The sequence below is a fragment of the Sutterella faecalis genome (genome assembly GCF_006337085.1).
Classification (GTDB): domain Bacteria; phylum Pseudomonadota; class Gammaproteobacteria; order Burkholderiales; family Burkholderiaceae_F; genus Sutterella; species Sutterella faecalis.
The window spans coordinates 384,874-401,020 of sequence record NZ_CP040882.1; the positions used below are offsets into that span (position 1 = coordinate 384,874).

The 16,147-nt window shown below is 57.4% G+C and carries 13 protein-coding genes and 1 pseudogene; 3 read left to right on the forward strand and 11 right to left on the reverse strand.

All coding sequences use genetic code 11. From position 1 onward, the window contains the following. Nucleotides 1-32: 32 nt before the first annotated feature. The 8 genes from FG381_RS01480 to FG381_RS01515 all read right to left on the reverse strand — a co-directional run bounded on the left by FG381_RS01480 (nt 33) and on the right by FG381_RS01515 (nt 6,867). On the reverse strand, nt 33-686 hold the full coding sequence (locus tag FG381_RS01480) for a response regulator transcription factor (protein WP_139687204.1): 654 nt from the start codon (nt 684-686) through the stop codon (nt 33-35). After that, nucleotides 683-2,512: a sensor histidine kinase gene (locus FG381_RS01485; RefSeq protein ID WP_139687205.1), complete on the reverse strand. Its 1,830-nt coding sequence runs from the start codon at nt 2,510-2,512 to the stop codon at nt 683-685. Before FG381_RS01485 ends, FG381_RS01480 begins: the two co-directional genes overlap by 4 nt. Before the next feature lie 169 nt (nt 2,513-2,681). Next, on the reverse strand, nt 2,682-2,996 hold the full coding sequence (locus FG381_RS01490; RefSeq protein ID WP_139687206.1) for an AzlD family protein: 315 nt from the start codon (nt 2,994-2,996) through the stop codon (nt 2,682-2,684). A gap of 15 nt (nt 2,997-3,011) precedes the next feature. Further along, nucleotides 3,012-3,758 (reverse strand): AzlC family ABC transporter permease, encoded by a 747-nt coding sequence (locus FG381_RS01495; protein ID WP_139687207.1) that lies wholly within the window; start codon nt 3,756-3,758, stop codon nt 3,012-3,014. 106 nt (nt 3,759-3,864) lie between these two features. Next, nucleotides 3,865-5,505, reverse strand: a complete 1,641-nt coding sequence (locus tag FG381_RS01500; RefSeq protein ID WP_139687208.1) for a BCCT family transporter — start codon at nt 5,503-5,505, stop codon at nt 3,865-3,867. Nucleotides 5,506-5,613: 108 nt separating this feature from the next. Then, complete coding sequence (locus FG381_RS01505; protein WP_165697791.1) at nt 5,614-6,120, reverse strand: hypothetical protein; 507 nt, start codon at nt 6,118-6,120, stop codon at nt 5,614-5,616. Then, complete coding sequence (locus FG381_RS01510; RefSeq protein ID WP_165697792.1) at nt 6,096-6,494, reverse strand: fluoride efflux transporter FluC; 399 nt, start codon at nt 6,492-6,494, stop codon at nt 6,096-6,098. Before FG381_RS01510 ends, FG381_RS01505 begins: the two co-directional genes overlap by 25 nt. Further along, a complete protein-coding gene (locus FG381_RS01515) occupies nt 6,487-6,867 on the reverse strand; it encodes a fluoride efflux transporter FluC (protein WP_139687211.1) in 381 nt (126 codons plus the stop codon). Before FG381_RS01515 ends, FG381_RS01510 begins: the two co-directional genes overlap by 8 nt. 332 nt (nt 6,868-7,199) lie before the next feature. Between FG381_RS01515 and FG381_RS01520 the strand changes: the two genes are divergently transcribed. After that, a complete protein-coding gene (locus FG381_RS01520) occupies nt 7,200-9,014 on the forward strand; it encodes an FAD-dependent oxidoreductase (RefSeq protein WP_139687212.1) in 1,815 nt (604 codons plus the stop codon). Nucleotides 9,015-9,116: 102 nt separating this feature from the next. Here the strand turns inward: FG381_RS01520 and FG381_RS01525 are convergent, their stop codons facing one another. Then, on the reverse strand, nt 9,117-9,707 hold the full coding sequence (locus FG381_RS01525; protein WP_139687213.1) for a phosphoribosyltransferase family protein: 591 nt from the start codon (nt 9,705-9,707) through the stop codon (nt 9,117-9,119). A gap of 284 nt (nt 9,708-9,991) precedes the next feature. Between FG381_RS01525 and FG381_RS12695 the strand changes: the two are divergent. Beyond that, nucleotides 9,992-10,528 (forward strand): annotated as a pseudogene (locus FG381_RS12695) (phospholipase D family nuclease). Nucleotides 10,529-10,938: 410 nt separating this feature from the next. On the opposite strand, the gene FG381_RS01540 reads toward FG381_RS12695, so the two are convergent. After that, complete coding sequence (locus FG381_RS01540; RefSeq protein ID WP_139687216.1) at nt 10,939-12,498, reverse strand: AAA family ATPase; 1,560 nt, start codon at nt 12,496-12,498, stop codon at nt 10,939-10,941. 837 nt (nt 12,499-13,335) lie between these two features. Here FG381_RS01540 and FG381_RS01545 point away from each other — a divergent pair. Then, nucleotides 13,336-13,551, forward strand: coding sequence for a hypothetical protein (locus FG381_RS01545; RefSeq protein WP_139687002.1), 216 nt, complete (start codon nt 13,336-13,338; stop codon nt 13,549-13,551). A gap of 201 nt (nt 13,552-13,752) precedes the next feature. Here the strand turns inward: FG381_RS01545 and FG381_RS01550 are convergent, their stop codons facing one another. Next, on the reverse strand, nt 13,753-15,246 hold the full coding sequence (locus FG381_RS01550) for an ISNCY family transposase (protein ID WP_139687003.1): 1,494 nt from the start codon (nt 15,244-15,246) through the stop codon (nt 13,753-13,755). Between the last annotated feature and the right edge of the window lie 901 nt (nt 15,247-16,147).

A 16,147-nucleotide genomic window follows, 5' to 3' on the forward strand; every position in this document is an offset into this window, starting at 1 on the left:
GGATCCTGCGATTAGGAAAAGCGTGCGCCGCTTCACGGGATGCTCCCCGGAGCCTTGAGGCCCTCGCCCGTGAAGCCGCATTCGCTCGCGAGCTGCCAGAGTTCACCCGGCGAATGAACGCCAAGCTTTGCAAAGGCATTGGCGCGGTGCATCTTGACCGTGGAAACTTCGAGTCCGAGCGCGCGGGCGATTTCCTTATTGGCTTCGTTTTTGAGGACGTGCCCGGCCACATCGCGCTCGCGGGGCGTGAGGGACTCGAAGCGCGCCCGCTTTTCCGAGAGCGCCGACTCCTCCGCGGATCTCGCAGCCGAAGCGGTCGCGCACTGGGCGACTCTTGCCACAAGCGTCATGGGGTCGACCGGCTTCTCGAGGAAATCCTCGGCCCCCCGGTGAAGCGCCCGGACCGCAAGGGGAATGGAGCCGTGAGCGGTTAAAAAGAGCACCGGAATCCGCGAGCCCCGGCGCACGAGCTCGGTCTGAACTTCGAGTCCGTCCATGCCGGGCATCTGCACGTCGAGGATGATGCATCCGGGACGAAGGAGGCTCTCGGCCTCAAGGAACGATGCGCCGTCGCTCCAGGTTTCGACTTCCCAGCCCATGGACCGGAGTAGGAGCGCGCTCGATGCGAGGAGCGCCTCGTCGTCGTCAATGATGCGGATGAGTGGCAGAAGCGTCTTGGGGGTCATGATTTTTGATCTTCGGGGAAAGATTGCTTTTCCGTATTCTCTCCGGGCTCTGCGTCTGAGGCAATATCGAAGCGAACCTCGGCGCGAAGCCCTCTGCCGGGGAGACGCGAAAGCGTAAGCCTGCCGCCGTTTTCTTCAACGAGATTCCTTACGATGCCGAGTCCGAGCCCGAGTCCGTCCGATTTCCCGGAAGCGGAAACGCGGGAGAGCCTCTCAAAGGCTTCGTCAGTAAGGGGCTTGCCGTTGTCGTCGACCGTGATGGAAACCTCGGAATCTGTGCCGGAGACCCTCACGGCCACTTTGCCCGCCGGATCATCCTTCACCGCTTCAATGGCGTTCTTGATGAGATTGTGGAGAATGAGCTCAACCTCAAGGGCGTCCCCGAGAATAACGGGCGATTGAGGGGGGAGATGCGCTTCAACCGGGAGAGAAGACGAAAGCTTCACGCCCGCGAGCGCAGACCGCAGGACATCGCTGATGCGAAGCCGCACCGGACGGGACTTCTCCGCTCGCGCATAACCGCGCACGCGGTCGACGATCCGGGCGATTCTTCTCGCCTGCATGTCCGCGCCGTCAATGGCAGTGATGAGGACCGGATCAGCCTGCGAGTCCGTTCCGGGAGCGGGGAGCGGCGAAGCCGCTGAAATCCCGGTTTTGAGGCGGGCAACAGCAAGGTAGTTGATGACGGCGCCCACGGGCTGCTTGAGTTCATGGGCGACGATGGCGCAGAGCTGACTTACGGCGCCCATGCGCTCGAGTCGCGAAAGGCGCGAGCGGATATTTTCTTCGGATGCCGCAAGACGGTCGCGCTCGGCCAGGGCCGCCTGAAGATCCGCCGTCCGGCGCCGCACAAGTTCGCGAAGACGGAGTTCAGAGAGAAGAAGGAGAAGCACGAGGCCCGCCGTTCCGAGGATCCAGATGCGCCAGCGGCGCCAGAGGGCTGAGGGCGTCATTTCCTCGAGATAAGCCCAGGGACCGATGTGGAGGCGCTCCTCGAGCGCTCTTACGGCATGAAAGTCGCTCGTCGGGTACCAGGAATATTCGCCGGCCCCGAGCCCGAGGAGGGCGAGCGTTGCAGAGCGCACGGTTTCCGGGTCGGCCGAAGGGAGCGCGGCAAAAATCAGGTCGGGATAAAGCGTGGTCGACGTGCGGCAGAGCGATTCGGCGCCTTCCTTCTCTTTCTTCAGAGCGGCGACCCGCAGGACTCCCTGTTCGATGAGTCCTTCGGCCTCAATGCGCTCAAGCGTGCAGACGGGAACAACACCCGCGTCGTAAGCGCCCGAGAGCACGGCTTCGACGACGTGCGGCATGCCGTAGCCGAAAAAGCGGAGCTTTGAAAAGAAGTGCTCCGAATCCATTCCGGCATCTTCAATTTCACCCCGGAGCGCGAGCCAGCCGTCGAGCGACGTGGGGAGCGTCGCGGCAGCCTTCAGCCCTTTGAGAGATGAGAGGGTCGAGATGTCCGTTCTCGAAGAAAGCGCAATCACCGCCGCCCCCGTTGATTGATGCGGATCGCGGGCCCAACGGGTCTTTCTCGTCGCAATGGGGTGCGCGCCTACGGCGTCGACGAGCCTCAGAAAGTCGGCTGCCGGGGAAATGATGAAGTCGGGACGCAGTTCCCGAACAGAGCTTTCGAGCGTTGCTGAGTTGAACCGAAGGATGACGATGTCCTCAGACGGGAAAACCGAAGAGAGCGCCTTCCGGATGGGATTCACCGTCGTCGCGGCAAAGCCGGGTTCCGTCATCTCAACGACCGCGAGCCTCAGCGCCTGAGGTTCAGCAGAGGCGAAGAGCGGGGGAAAGAAGAGAAGAAGTGCAAAAAGCACGCTCAGGATTCGGGTAAACGGGGTAAACAAGAGCGGTTGAGAGCGTTGATAAAAGAGGATTTCATTCAAAAAATCCTAGCATGGAAAGGGAAGCCTTCGCGAATGGCTTTAAGACGTACTCAAAAGAGCCATGTCTTCAGGCTTCCGTTTCATCCGGCGAATCCGCACTTCAAAGAAACGTCTGCAGAAGCGCGTTGAAGGCGACGCCGAAGAGAATGGTGACGGCCAGTCCCGCGCGGAAGGCAACGAGCACGGTCGCAAAGAGCGTGATGAGCGTTGCCGGGTCGGTCGTCATGAAGGCGGGCGCCACAATCGAAATCATGACGCAGCCCGGCGCCGCGTCAAGGACCCGCTGCATGGCGGGCGAGACCGGGCGGTTTCTCAGAATGAGCCAGCCGATGAGACGCGTCGAATAGGTGGCGCAGAGCATCCCGATGATGACGATGAATTCCTTGAGCGACGGCAAAGCGAAAATTTCATTCATGTCTCTTCTCCCCGTTTATTTATTTGAAACGGCGGCCACCGTGAGGCCGAGAAGCGTTGCAATGAGAATGCTCCAGTGAAGCGGCAGCCAGAGGCTCGCGAGCGCCGCGGCAATCCCGGATACCACCATGGGCGCCGACTTCGAGAGCGCCGGGCGCATCGCGACCACGAGTCCGATGAAGGTTGCGGGGAAGGCCATCATGAAGCCCCAGCGCGAGAGGTCGCCGAGCGAAGTGCCGAGTGCGGCGCCGAGCCCCGCAAAGAACCACCAGTTGGTCCAGAGCGTGAGCCCGCAGCCGAGATGGAAGGGAAAGGAGAAGACTTTTTCTGCAGGGAATCCGAGCTTTCTCCTGCGGTCCACTTCCTGCATGGAAATTGCCCAGACTTCGTCGCACATGAGAAAAAATGAAACGAGCTTCGCGGGTACCGGGAGATTCGCCTTTTCAACCCATGGCGTGAGCGCAGCGCCCAGCACAATATGGCGCGAGTTGATGAGCCAGGTCGTCATGAAGATGACGAGGAGCGAGGGTGCGGCGCTCCAGAGGGCAACCGCGGCGAATTCGCTTCCGCCCGCAAAGTTGAGCCCCGCCATCATGGCCATGCCGACGCCCGAGAGTCCGTGCTGGGCGCCCTGCGTGCCGAGAATGAAGGCGAGCGGAATAATGCCCGCCAGAAGCGGAAGCGTGGTCCGGATGCCGCGCAGAAGCCCTTCAGCGAAAGGCTCGTCGGCTGTGCTCTCGATTGTCTGGGAAGGTGTGCTCATTTAATTGACCCCAAGCGGCTAAAGCCGCAGCTTGAAGCTCAGAGTAGGAACGCCGGACTCGCGAAGTCCGGCGCAAAGCGCGTGCCCGTGGAATGAATGAGAAATTCTACGCTTCGGGTTTTGCAGGTTCCGGCGCGGTTTTCATCACTTCCGGCGGCAGGGCATCGTCGGTCCAGCGCCAGGCGCGGGAGGGGCTCACGGCCTTCGTCACGGCGCCCGAGCGGATGTCGGCGCGAATCACGCGGATGAATGCGATGAAGAGCGTCATCAGCACGAAGAAAACCGGAATGGAGGACACGGTGATCATCGACTGAATGGTGGAAAGCACATTGAGGCCGGGAATCGCGCGCTCAAGGAGCAGAATTCCCACGGGCATGACGAGAAAGAGGACGCACCAGAAGAGCGTAAGCCGGCGGTCGGGCTCGTCCCGGGGCCCGAGCCCTTTGGCCGTATAGAGCGAAAGCGCGATGCCGCTCCCGGTTGCCGAGGTCGCGAGGTTGAAGAAGACGAGTACGAGGAAGACCAGTGCCGCGACCTTCGGGAAAGGAAGCGTCTGTAGAACCATAAGGGTTGCCCCTGCGGATCCTACTTCATTAATGGCCGACGAGACCTCAAGGCCGTGAAAGAGCTCCTGCCCCATGCCGTAGTTGCCGAGCGTCGAAAAGGAGAGCCAGCAGGCAAGCGGCGCCCAGATGCAGTTCGAAACCGCAATCTCGCGGAAGGTTCGGCCGTAGGAAGTGCGGGCGATCCAGTTGGCGCAGAGGAAGGCAATGGCGACGTACCAGGCCCAGTAGAAGATGGTCCAGCTCTGGACGAACCCGGTATTTCCGATGGCGTCCGAATTGAAGCTCATCCGCACGAACTCGCGGATGTTGGTGCCGATCGACATCACGGTGTTGTTGAGCATGAAGCCCGTATCGCCCGCGATCAAAAGGAACGCAAAGAAGGCGAGGCCGAGCTTCACGTTGAAGTCGGAAATCCGTCCCATTCCGCGCGCGATGCTCTTAGAAGCCGAGAGCGTGAAGAACGTGCAGAAGACGATGATGACGCCGAGCTTCAACGCAAACGAATTCTCAATCCCGAAGACGTCGGAGAGAATTTCGCCCATGACGGGCGTGCCGATGCCGACGGTCGTCATGATGGCGGCAAAGTAGCCGAAGACCACAATGGCGTCGAGAAGAAAGCCGCCCAGGCGCGAGGCAAAGGTCTCTCCGGAACCGATGAGCGGACGGGCAAGGTCCGACATGCGCAGGCTCGCGGCCCCCTTGTTCCAGTAGAGGTATCCGATCGCAAGACCGGGGATGAGGTAAAAGGCCCAGGCCGAGAACCCCCAGTGGAACATGCCGTAGGCGGAAGCATATTCGTAGGCTTCCACCGACCCGGGCTCAAGCCCGAAGGGCGGGGTATTCACGTAGAACATCCACTCCACCGTACCGAAAATAAGAATGCCTGCTGCGAGCGCATTGCAGATATTCATCGCGATCCATGTGAAGGTCGAATATTCGGGCTTCGCGTCCCGTCCGCCCATACGGATGTCGCCCCAGCGGGTCGTCATTGCAAGAACGGCGAGGACGGCGAAAATGACGCCGAGAAGCAGGAAGAGCCAGGCAAGGCTCGTGGTCAGAAATCCGTAGGTTCCGCGCAGGAGCGCAACAACGCTTTCCGGCGCGGCCAGAATCGCAGCAATCGTCGCGGCAAGGAGCGCGAGCGTTAGAGCGATCAGAGGTTTGCTGGCATGCGTGAACATGGTTGAGAGGTCAGTTTCAGGGCAAAAATAGAAAATGACTTCAAAGACTACCCGCGCGAAGGCCGGAATCCTAGGGCGTATTCGGGTAATACCTCATCGAAGCTCGCTTCAGGAAGCGAAAAGAAGCGTCAAAAGCACGCCGGCCAGAAGAAAAAGGAAAAGGATGCCCAGAAAAGCGCCGAAGGAAATGAGGATTACGCGCAGAATCCGTCCGCGATCAACGGGTTCCTTCGGCAGAACGACGTTCGTGAGGTCAATTGTGTCTTTCTGAGGACGGAAGAGAGCGCAGAGCGAAGGGACGCTTTCCTCACCAAGGCGGTTCACGCGCACGAGGAGCGCCGGCCTGCCGCGCAGCATGCACCTCTCCGGAGAGGTGCAGTCCGTCAGCGCATTGGCGCCCTGAGCGTCAAGCGAAATTTCAAGCCGCCGCGTCCATTCTTCCTTTCCGAGATGCCCGAAATAGATCTCAACCGGGAAAGCGCTTTCCGCGATCAGTTTGAGCTCATCCGGGGGCGGCGATTGATCTTGGAGCAGATAAGGGCCGCGGACGCGGTAGCAGCGCTTTTCTTCAGCCGTGCGGGAAGCGGTCGTCATGACGAGTTTCGATTCAGACACCGGGCAATCAGAACCGGGATCAGGTAGCCCGCAAGGGCGGCAGCGAAAAAGGCTGCGAGAAGAAGAAGGAGCCGGAGGCCTTCGAGGAGGAGCGACCCGGGGAATTGAAGAACTGAGGCGATGGACAGAACCGAAAAGGTGGAGAGGCCGCCCAAAAAACCCGTATGGACGAGCGGCCGCCACCAGCTCGAGGCCGCCGGGCTCATCCAGCCTTCCATCAGAATGGCGCTCGAAAGCCCCATCAGAAAGCAGGCGAGAAAGTTGGCTGGCATCCAGGGGCCGAACTCCGGGAAATCAAGGAGAACGCGCACGACCGCTCCCGCGCCGCCGCCCGCAAAGATCAATGCGAGGTCGCGAATTCGCTGATCAGCCATGGAAGCTTGCTCCCGCAGCATTGCCTAAGAGGGTCGCTGCAATTCCGGTGACGAGCGTCAGCACGACAAAAAGGACGATGGAGCCGTATTTCCCGAGCCGTTCCAGCGCAATGATTTCGGAACAGAGGGACGAGAGCGTTCCGAGGCTGCCGACAAAGCCTCCGCCGATAATCAGCAGGAGTTCTTCCGGAGCGCGAGCGGAGACAAGCGCGGAGCCGATGAAGGCGGCGAGCGTGTTGACGACAAGAATGCCGGCAGGAAAAGGTCCCGCAGCATGAGCGGATACGACGAGAACGGCATATCGGGTGAGAGCACCAATGCCGCCCAGGAGAAAAACGAGCGCCAGGGCTTCCGGAGAAGAAAGGTGAAGCATGAATGAGCTCGCGACCAGGGAGAAAAGGCCGCAGGTGACGGAAGTGTACTCGTCTTTCTTCAGAGGACTGAAGGAGGAAGCGCAGCGTCAAGGGTTTTTGGATGCCTCGAAGCCGCAGGAGGCATCCCGGAGGTCGAGAGGACGGCAGGGCATCGGAATGCTAGAGCGTGCCATCCATGAACGCCATATTTATCAATCAGTAATGACGATAAAAGAAATGGAATCAGGGTAAATATTGAAACCGTTATTCGAAAAGGACGAATTCCGCCGTGCAATCATGGATGCATTGATCCCGGCAGATACGCCGGGAAAAAGATGAAAAGGAGAAGGCTATGACTCACAACATCTCAAGACGCAGCCTCATTGCCGGTTCGGCGCTCTCCGCGCTCGCGCTCGGCGCTGCCGGCCAGGCTCAGGCGCGAACTCAGAATTTCCCGCAGAAGTGGGACTTCGAAGCCGACGTCGTCGTGATCGGCGCGGGTGCGGTAGGTCTCCCTGCCGCCATTCTGGCGCGCGAGGCGGGCTTCTCGGTCCTCGTGGTTGAAGCCAATTACGACATCGGCGGACATGCCATCACTTCGGGCGGGAATGTCCCGCTCGGCGGCGGGACGTCGTTTCAGAAGAAGTACGGCATCAAGGATGATCCGGAAACGCTCTTTAAGGACCTCACCGACTGGACCGTCTGCGAAACGAGCGGGATGCCCGACTACCGCTACAACGACCGCGCCGTGCAGTACGCGCTCGCACAGAATGAAGCGCCGACCTTTGAGTTTCTGCTCGCCAACGGCGTCAAATTCATCGACCAGGCGCCCGACAACAACGGCGCGCACGCGGTTGGGCTCTCTGCGAAGCGCGAGCACCACTGCCGCTGGTCGCAGGGCCAGTCTGCCGAATCGCCGGCCGGTGCCGGCGGCACGGACCTGATGCGCGGCCTCGAACAATCGGCGCGCGCGAAGGGGGTGAAGTTCCTTCTCAACCACCACATGGATGAGCTCTTCCGTGAAGAAGAGGGCGAAGCCCGCGTGATCGGCCTTCGTGCAAGCTATACGCCGACGATTCTTCCGGGCACCGAGAAGCCCCTCGCGAGCTTCCGTTCGGAAGGAAATATTGTGTCGGATGCAAAGGAGGTCGCCGTCCGCGCGAAGCATGCGGTCGTGATCGCCACGGGCGGCAATGCCGGAAACGTCGAATTCCGCCGGATCTTTGATCCGCGCCTCACGGCTGAATACGCCAATGCGGCAGCCGAATACTCTCCGCAGGATGGTTCCGGCGAGCTTGCGGCAATAGCCGTCGGCGCGTCGCTCTGGGGAACGGCCAATCAATCGATGGACAGAAACGGGTCCCTCAGAAAGCGCCCGGTCATCGGCGTGCGCACGAACTACATCCGCTGGACGCCGCAGTCGCCGATTTTCCCGAAGATCCGCTATACGGGCCTCTACCTCAAGAACTGGCAGAACGCCATCATTGTGAACCAGGCGGGAAAACGCTTCTACAACGAAATGGAAAACGGCTACCCGAACGGCACGCATGAAGGCTTCTACAAGGACGGGAAGCCCTACGTGCACGGCGACTGGCGAAACACCACCCGCGCGCCCTTCAAGCCCAGAAACTACATCGACGCCGCATGCGCCATGAACGAAGGCTCTCAGGCTCCGGACTTTTCTTCCGGACCGCAGTGGGCGATTTTCGATGCGGCGGCTTTGAAGCGCGAACGCATTACATTGAACGACCATTCCGGCGACCCGGAGATCTTCTTCAGCGCCGACACGATCGAAGAGCTCGCCCGGAAGATCAGCACGTCGCCCTGGTCAACGTGGAAGATGGATCCCAAGGTCCTTGCCGCGACGGTTGCCCGCTACAACGATCTGGTTGAAAAGGGGGTGGATGAGGATTTTGATAAGCCCAAGCCCCGCTACAAGATTGCCGAAGGTCCCTTCTATGCCGCCTGGGCAACCTTTGCCGTTCACGACTCCTATGCCGGTCTTCGCATTGACGGCGACTGCCGGGTTCGCGACTGGAAGGGTGAGGTGATCAACGGCCTCTGGTGCGGCGGCGAATCTGCGGGCGGATGCTCCCAGCACGGGCTAGGGCGCTGCCTGACTCAGGGCTACATCATCGGCCGAAGAATTGCCGAACTCAAGGCTTGATGGATGATTTGAGCCGGCAAGAAAACTGCACTTCAAAAAATGAGAGCCTCTGCATCAAAAGGTACTGAGGCTCTCTTCATTCATGGAGCGGCGTCACAGGAATCAGTTATTTGCCTCTTCAAGGCTCTTGATCGGCGTAAAGCTGCCGTCGGCGTTGACGCGGAAGACATAGTGCTCCTTGAGATAGATGATGTCCTTGCGGTCTACTGCGCCGAGTTCGGCAAGGATGGCCGCACGGGCAACAACCTTGGCTCCTGCGGCATTGGCAAGGCTTTCAATGGCGGCGAGCGATTCGCCAGTGGCGATGACGTCGTCAATCAACGCAACGCGCTTGCCGCGGATCTTGTCGGCGTCGCAGCCGTCAAGCCAGAGCGTCTGCTCCTTCTGCGTCGTTACGGAAAAGACATGGTGCGATACCGGATTCACCATATAGGGCTTGCGGCTCTTTCTGGCAACGATGAATTCCTTCATGCCCATGATGCGGCTCATTTCGTATGTGAGGCAGATGCCCTTGGCTTCGGCCGTCATGAGGTAGTCAACTTCAGGCAGGCGCTTCACGAGCTCAGGGGCAACCGTCTGAACAAGCTCGGTGTCTGAGAGGCAGACAAAGCTCGCAAGCCCGAGCTTGTCGGAGATTTGCACGTAGGGGAGCTTGCGGGTAAGGCCGCAGATTTCAAAGTCAAAATACTTCATGGCAGGTGAGGGGGCAAATAGAGCTTGCAGAAGCAGGCAGAGGGTCTCAGTCAACGCGCCGCATTTTAAAACTCTGCGGGCTTAATCGGGATGCTGTCTCATCGCGTTTTCGAAAAGCGCCCGAAGAGAGAAATGATGCGTTTCATTTCGAAGCCGGGCTTTTATGTTTACGCGGTTAGACTGCTGACTTAAAACTCGGCAGCCTCCGCATGGCGGACGCGTGCGATGGACCGGGCATTCATCATCTGTTTTTATTTATGTGGCACCACAAGATCGGAGACGTCATGTTTTCCTCTTCGAAACTACTCGCACCATTCTGTGCCGCAGTTCTCGGCGTTCTCTCCGCAGTTTCGGCTGCGGCCGAGGTATATGACGGAAAAATCCAGGTTTGGTTTTCCCCTGAGGGCGGCGTGAAGCAGGCGGTGATTGATGCCGCGGATAGGGCGCATAAAACGATTTACGTGGCAGCCTATAAGCTCGAAAGCCCGGGTATCGCCCAGGCGCTCATTAATGCTGCGCGTCGGGGCGTTTCAGTTGAAGTGGTGCTCGACGCGAAGAAGATGCATTCGAAGGCCTCGCGGAAATAGGAATTGTCTGAGGCGGGGATCCCGGTATATGCAGACAACATGCATAAGACCTTTCATGACAAATTCATGGTTGTTGACGGGCTGCGGGTGGCAACAGGGAGCTTCAACTACAAGGACTCATCGGACACTAGGAATGCCGAGAACCTGGTCCTTATAGATTCTCCGGACCTTGCTGCCCGGTATGAAGCCGACTGGGAGAAGCACCGCAATGAAAGTGTTCGGTATGAACACTAATAAGCTCCGGCAGCATAAAGAATTATGTTGAGTTATTATTTTGCTGCCAGCGTTGAGAACGCATGTTCTTCATGACTGTCGCAGAACGGATGGCACCTGTGCTATAGGCGATGGGGTGGTGTCGGCATGGCGGGACGCTCGTAAATCACATAGGCTCTTGGCGCGCAGGTCGAACCTATGGAACGGACGTCTCTCAACCTGGCTTTTGCGCACAATCTTCATGGAAAAGTGCCGATAACCGAGGCTCCGGATGAGCGCATCGCAAGCCGTTAATTTGGTTCCTTGTTCTTCTAAAACCAGATCCCGGCTTGGCCGGGATTACCTGCGCGTCACGGCGCAACGCCTCTCTAATGGGACGAATGTCAGAACGCTATGTCCTCAGGTCTTCGGAGGAGAGCCAAAAGGAAGGTTCAGACCGCAGGAGCCGGCAAGGAGTTCATTCTCGTTGGGCAGCCGATGTAGTCGATCATCAGAAATGCGCCAGGGACAGCTGCAAGCGTGCAGCCTTCTGACCAATCAGGGCTTGAGCGCCCGTTGCGGTCAATGAAGGAGAGCTCGAACTCCTGTATTTGAGTGAAGCGCTGTATGCGAAGTCTCGGGCAATAGGACTGCTGATACTCGATGACATCCCGGTCTTCGTTGAATCCGTACGTGAGAAGCAGTGTGGTGAGCATGCCGGCAGCCTGCTTGAAGTTTCTTGGCGACCGTCCCGAACCTCTTAGAAGTTCCAGAAATTTTTGAATCAACACATCGTCGTCAACGAAGGAGGACTCACGTTCATCAGGAGTTGGCGGGATGCCATGATCGGCAGGATTAATGCCGTTCAGAAGTTCCCGGCTGAGCTCCCGGGACATGGAGACCCGTACTTCCGTGTTCGGGAAGTCGACAGTAATCTTTAAACAGTCTTTCTTCCTTAAAGACATGTAGCCCATCTCGGTCAGGATACGGATGGCCGGATCTGGCGCCACGTAATCGACGTAGTCGATGTACCTGAGGTCGCCTGCACAGACAGAGCCTGCCGTCTCGCGGAAGGCTCGGCGAATGAGGGACGCAACCAATTGGGGCCTTGGTTCCGCACGCACCCAGTGTTCCTCAAAGCCGTACTCGGGATGAGCAAGAAAACTGAGGATCGAAAATGGGTTGTAGAGCCGCTGGCGCCTGTATCCGTCGTTGAATTGATAGCCGCCGTAGCGCCGCCAGAGACTTTCCAGCAGCTGACCCATTTCGAACCACATGCCGTGCTCCCGAGCTCGCTCAAGCCACCCGTCGAAATTGTCCCGGAGCTCCTTTTCAGTAAATCCGCAGGCAAGAGCCGCGTCGCTCATCATGGTCAGGTGGTGCAGGAACTCGAACATGTCCCGCAGAGGGATTTGCGTAATCGCCGTGAAGCAGGCGAAGCGGAAGACTTTTTCTGCCGAAGCGATCATGCGGCAGAATTCGAAAAACTTTGCCCGCACGCGGCTCAACCGAGCCTTGTCCTCAAGGCTCTCCAGCCAGGGAGAGTCGTAGTTGTCTACGAGGAGCACGAACTCATGAGTCCTGAAGCCTCGAAGCCAATCCGATATCTGCAGGAGCGGCGGCCTGCGGTCGCCGTCAACGAGCTTAAAGCCTTGCCTTGAAAAGGTATCGACGATGGAGCTGTCGAAGCGCGCTTCGAAGCTTTCCGCATCCGGACTGCCGCAGAGCGAATCAAAATCGAGCCGGACGATTCGGTGAACGCGTCTCAGCTTCCAGATGCCGACGCCCTTGAGCCCTCGCAGATCCGCCGAGCCTCGGCTGAAGAGCGACTCATAGGTCGAGAGTAGTAGCGTCTTGCCGAAGCCCCGGGGACGGGCGATGTAGATCATGTTTCCGGGGATGCGGGCATTCGAGCAGATTACATCGGTCTTGTCGACGTAGATGGCACCGGATTCGCGCAGTTGAGAGAATTCAGAAATGCCGAGCGGGAGCGGACGAAGGTTCTTAGTCATAAGAGAGGCGCAAACGAAATTATTTTGTTGTAATTAGTTTATACGCTATAAAAGATCTAGCGTCAAGAATTATGTTGAGTTATAGTTTGACTGCCAGAGAAACAGATCTTTGGATTGAGAACGCTATGGTCCTCATGATTCTCGCAGGATAGATGGCACCTGTGCTAGAGGCGAGGAGGTGGTGTCGGCATAGCGGGACGCCCGTTAATCACATAGGCTCTTGGCGCGCAGGTCGAACCTATGGAACGGGCGTCTCTCAGCACAACCGCTTTCAAACAGCTTTCGCATCCCGATTTGGCCACGTACCCGGGCCTGTAGGATGGGGTCTCAGGGGGACGCGGAGGCTGGGTGCTCGCAGCAATCAAGGCGTTCGACACGCAGGCTCTGCGCCTTGAGGACGGGCACCAATCTGATAATTGAGTCCGTTCGTTTAACGGGATGCAATCGACTCCCACGCTTCTTCGGCTAGTGGTAGAAGATTCGTGCGTAGACGCCGCAGTAAAGAGAGCTGAGCTGCGTTCATCCGATTGCATCCCGAAAGCCCAATGGGATTGCTGAACATAACTCAATAGGTTCGCACATAGGACTGCCGTGGGCACCCTGAAACAGGTGAGGAACTCCGCGTCCCGGGAGACATGGCGCTCTCCCGGAAAGAGACGGAGTCGCTGCCGGAAGAGACGAACAGTTCCGCGCAGTTCGCTGTCTGATGTTTGTGCTGATGATTCCGACGCACCGAAGCGTCCTGTATCCGGATCAAGAACTTTGACCGGAAAGAGTATACGAAGATCCTATAGGGGAAGGGCGGTCCTCGCTTAATGTTGTTAACGGGCAGCAAAAATGAGACTGCTAACCCACAGCGATAATGAGACTTTTTCTGCCCCTCTGGGTGACACCAGCAATCGGCAAGAGTTTCACAACAGCGCTGATCTTTTCAAGGAGGCGAAAAGCTACACAGCGGCTTTTCTGGTAACGCGCGAGCTCGCGGATTGGTTTGCGGGCATTGTGCTGGCCGAGCGCTCCACTTCGGCACCTGGCGGCGGTACCGGCATTTAGCCTACGGGCACTGAGGCAAGCTCTGTCAAGCGAACGTGGAATAAACGAGCGCGGCCTTCAGACGCGCGAAGCTTTATGCCGCGAAAGTCGCTTGACAGAAATCCCTGAGATATCATTTAGTTAAGGCGGATGCATCCAAGCGCAGCGCGCGGTGCATTCGCCTTAACGACCCACCATCTCAACGGTGCTTCAACCGTTGAGTTATCTCTTGGGCTTCAACTTTTCCTTGGCTGCTGCAATACGAGCATTGATTGCTTTCGCTTCTTCGATCTTTCGGTTCAGTTCCTCCCGTTTCGCCATCGCTTTCAGAGCCGATCTCCTTTGCATTTCGTGCCAGGGGCTCTTTTGCGTCGTTTCTGAGTCTCCTTTCTTTTGACGCCCCACTTCATCAACGCGGTGATTCAGTGTCTTGGCCGTTTCTTCCGGTGTTGCGACTGACATTTTCAATTTCGTTCTGTCGTGTTCCGTGAATTCGAGCACGTGGTAGCGTTTTCGGATTCTCGGCCCCTCTTTGGTGATCCGCTTGCGATGTTCAACCTCGTCGCACCAGAGGATTTCCACCCGCCCATCGGCATACTCCAGCAGATTGCACTCAGTCTTCATCATTGCTCCCCTCATGGAGCGGCCCACCCCGACAATCTGCAGTGTCTTGCTGCCGTAGGACACCGTCAGGTTCCTGCTGATCATACGTGTATGCCATCTGGCAAAGATCTGCTCAATGCGTTCTTTCGTTTCCTCCAGCAGCGGCGCGTGGCTATCCTTAGAGTCAGCGGGAGCAATTGCGAATTCTTGGTTATAGCTCGCCAGCAATTCCGGCATTCGTGAATTTGCTTCCGCCATATTTCTGATGCCCAGCACACGGAACTCTTTTGGCCATCGTCCCTGCAGCGTGCTGAATGTTCGCTCGACCCGCCCTTTGGCTTCTGGCGAATTAGCCCGTATCCCCGTTACCCCCAACTCCCGACAGACTCTTTGAAATTGTGTTTCCTCGGATTTTCCGCTCTTCGAGGGATTTACTGGGGCAAAGATGGAATGTCTGTCGCTGTACAGAGCCCATGGAATCCCATATTTTTCAATGTACTTATTCAGCAACTGAAGATATCCTTCAGATGTTTCTGTTGGATAGAAGCCGGCGACCATGATGCGGCTTGTTGCGTCATCGACAAAGATGAGAAGCGCGTAGCTGTTATCGTCTCCGGTTCCCTCGAACCATGGATGCGGACTGCCGTCAATTTGAATCAGTTCCCCAACGCTCGATCTGCGGCGGCGCAGCTTATGCGCGGTCGACCTGCGCTCCTTTGGAGTTTCTTCCGGACGAAGTGTTGTCAGGATTCGTCGTACCGTTTCAACGGAGACCTCAATACCCTCAATGAGCAAATACTTATGCAGGAGGGTTGCCTGGAAGCCCTCATATTTGCCTGTTGCAAACTCGATGATCCTCGCTCTGATCTGCGGATCGAGCTTATTGGCCGGAACACGATTCCCTTGACCGGTATGTGAGGGCAGCCGACCTGTCTCTCGCCAGTTCTTGAGATGCCGCATAAACGTGCTGCGAGGCATCTGCATCAATGTCTTGGCATCCTCAACGCTATAGAGATGCCTTTCGTAGCCTTCAAAAATTTCCTGAGGTGTCAGCCGAGGGATTTCGGACTCAACAACAGAAGGGCCCCGAGACTTTCTTGCTTGTTTCGACATAGCAGTCTCCTTGGTAATTAAGCCGAAGGGATTTCGACTTAATATCCAAGGAATACATTATGTTAAGAGGAAATACCATTGTCGATATTCAGCATATTCAGTAGTCTCATGCAGAGGTATCCTGTCTTATTGCTGTGGTATCTCATCTCATTTCGTCATGGCATCGGGTCCCATTCATTTGTATGCAGTTCTGCCGCTGGGGCAAGTAGTCTCAGTGCAGAGGTAAAGCTGACCAAGAGTGGTATGCCGTCTCATTCAGAGCGGTTTGCAGTCTCAATCCCTGTGGTAATCCATCTCTCTTTACGGAGGTATCGGGTCTCAGTGGTAATGGGTCTCGTGGTAGCGGAGGTATCCAGGCCAACAGGATGTTGGTATATCGTCCCGGTCAGATACGGTATATGGTCTCAAATCCTTGGCGTATCACGTCTCAAAGTCGTTGGCTAAACAGTCTCGTTTACGCTGACCGTTAACAGCGGTCCTCGCTTAATGTGGCTCCGCTCAGGAGAATCCCCTGAAACTCACGGGAATCAGCGAGCCGACGGCTTTCCGCGACCTGTGCCGTACCTTTGCTGCCAGACTCCCGGACCGCAAAATCGTCATCGCAACCATCCGGTAGCTCATGCGGAGCGCCAGCAGCGTGGCCACTGCAAAGTACGATCGGCGCGGTGATCATAAGCGGCGTACGGCAATAGAGATAATCTAGAGATTTCCAAAAAATAGGGATCATTGCATTTAAAGCTCAAGGATTGAGCTCTAAAACTGCTAGACTTACATGATCCACGGGGAGGTTTTGTTCGGACCGTTCCAAGCCGCCTTGACTGTAGAAGTGTGCAGCTGTCGTTTTCGCGCCCAGTGGCCTTAAGAACGACAAAGTTTTTGGCTCTTTCGGGCCAGAACGACG

Bases quoted from the DNA above. Each gene is read 5' to 3' on its own strand.
- FG381_RS01480 (WP_139687204.1), bottom strand. From the start codon at position 686: ATGACCCCCAAGACGCTTCTGCCACTCATCCGCATCATTGACGACGAC.
- FG381_RS01490 (WP_139687206.1), bottom strand. From the start codon at position 2,996: ATGAATGAAATTTTCGCTTTGCCGTCGCTCAAGGAATTCATCGTCATC.
- FG381_RS01495 (WP_139687207.1), bottom strand. From the start codon at position 3,758: ATGAGCACACCTTCCCAGACAATCGAGAGCACAGCCGACGAGCCTTTC.
- FG381_RS01500 (WP_139687208.1), bottom strand. From the start codon at position 5,505: ATGTTCACGCATGCCAGCAAACCTCTGATCGCTCTAACGCTCGCGCTC.
- FG381_RS01510 (WP_165697792.1), bottom strand. From the start codon at position 6,494: ATGGCTGATCAGCGAATTCGCGACCTCGCATTGATCTTTGCGGGCGGC.
- FG381_RS01515 (WP_139687211.1), bottom strand. From the start codon at position 6,867: ATGCTTCACCTTTCTTCTCCGGAAGCCCTGGCGCTCGTTTTTCTCCTG.
- FG381_RS01520 (WP_139687212.1), top strand. From the start codon at position 7,200: ATGACTCACAACATCTCAAGACGCAGCCTCATTGCCGGTTCGGCGCTC.
- FG381_RS01525 (WP_139687213.1), bottom strand. From the start codon at position 9,707: ATGAAGTATTTTGACTTTGAAATCTGCGGCCTTACCCGCAAGCTCCCC.
- FG381_RS01540 (WP_139687216.1), bottom strand. From the start codon at position 12,498: ATGACTAAGAACCTTCGTCCGCTCCCGCTCGGCATTTCTGAATTCTCT.
- FG381_RS01545 (WP_139687002.1), top strand. From the start codon at position 13,336: ATGAGACTGCTAACCCACAGCGATAATGAGACTTTTTCTGCCCCTCTG.
- FG381_RS01550 (WP_139687003.1), bottom strand. From the start codon at position 15,246: ATGTCGAAACAAGCAAGAAAGTCTCGGGGCCCTTCTGTTGTTGAGTCC.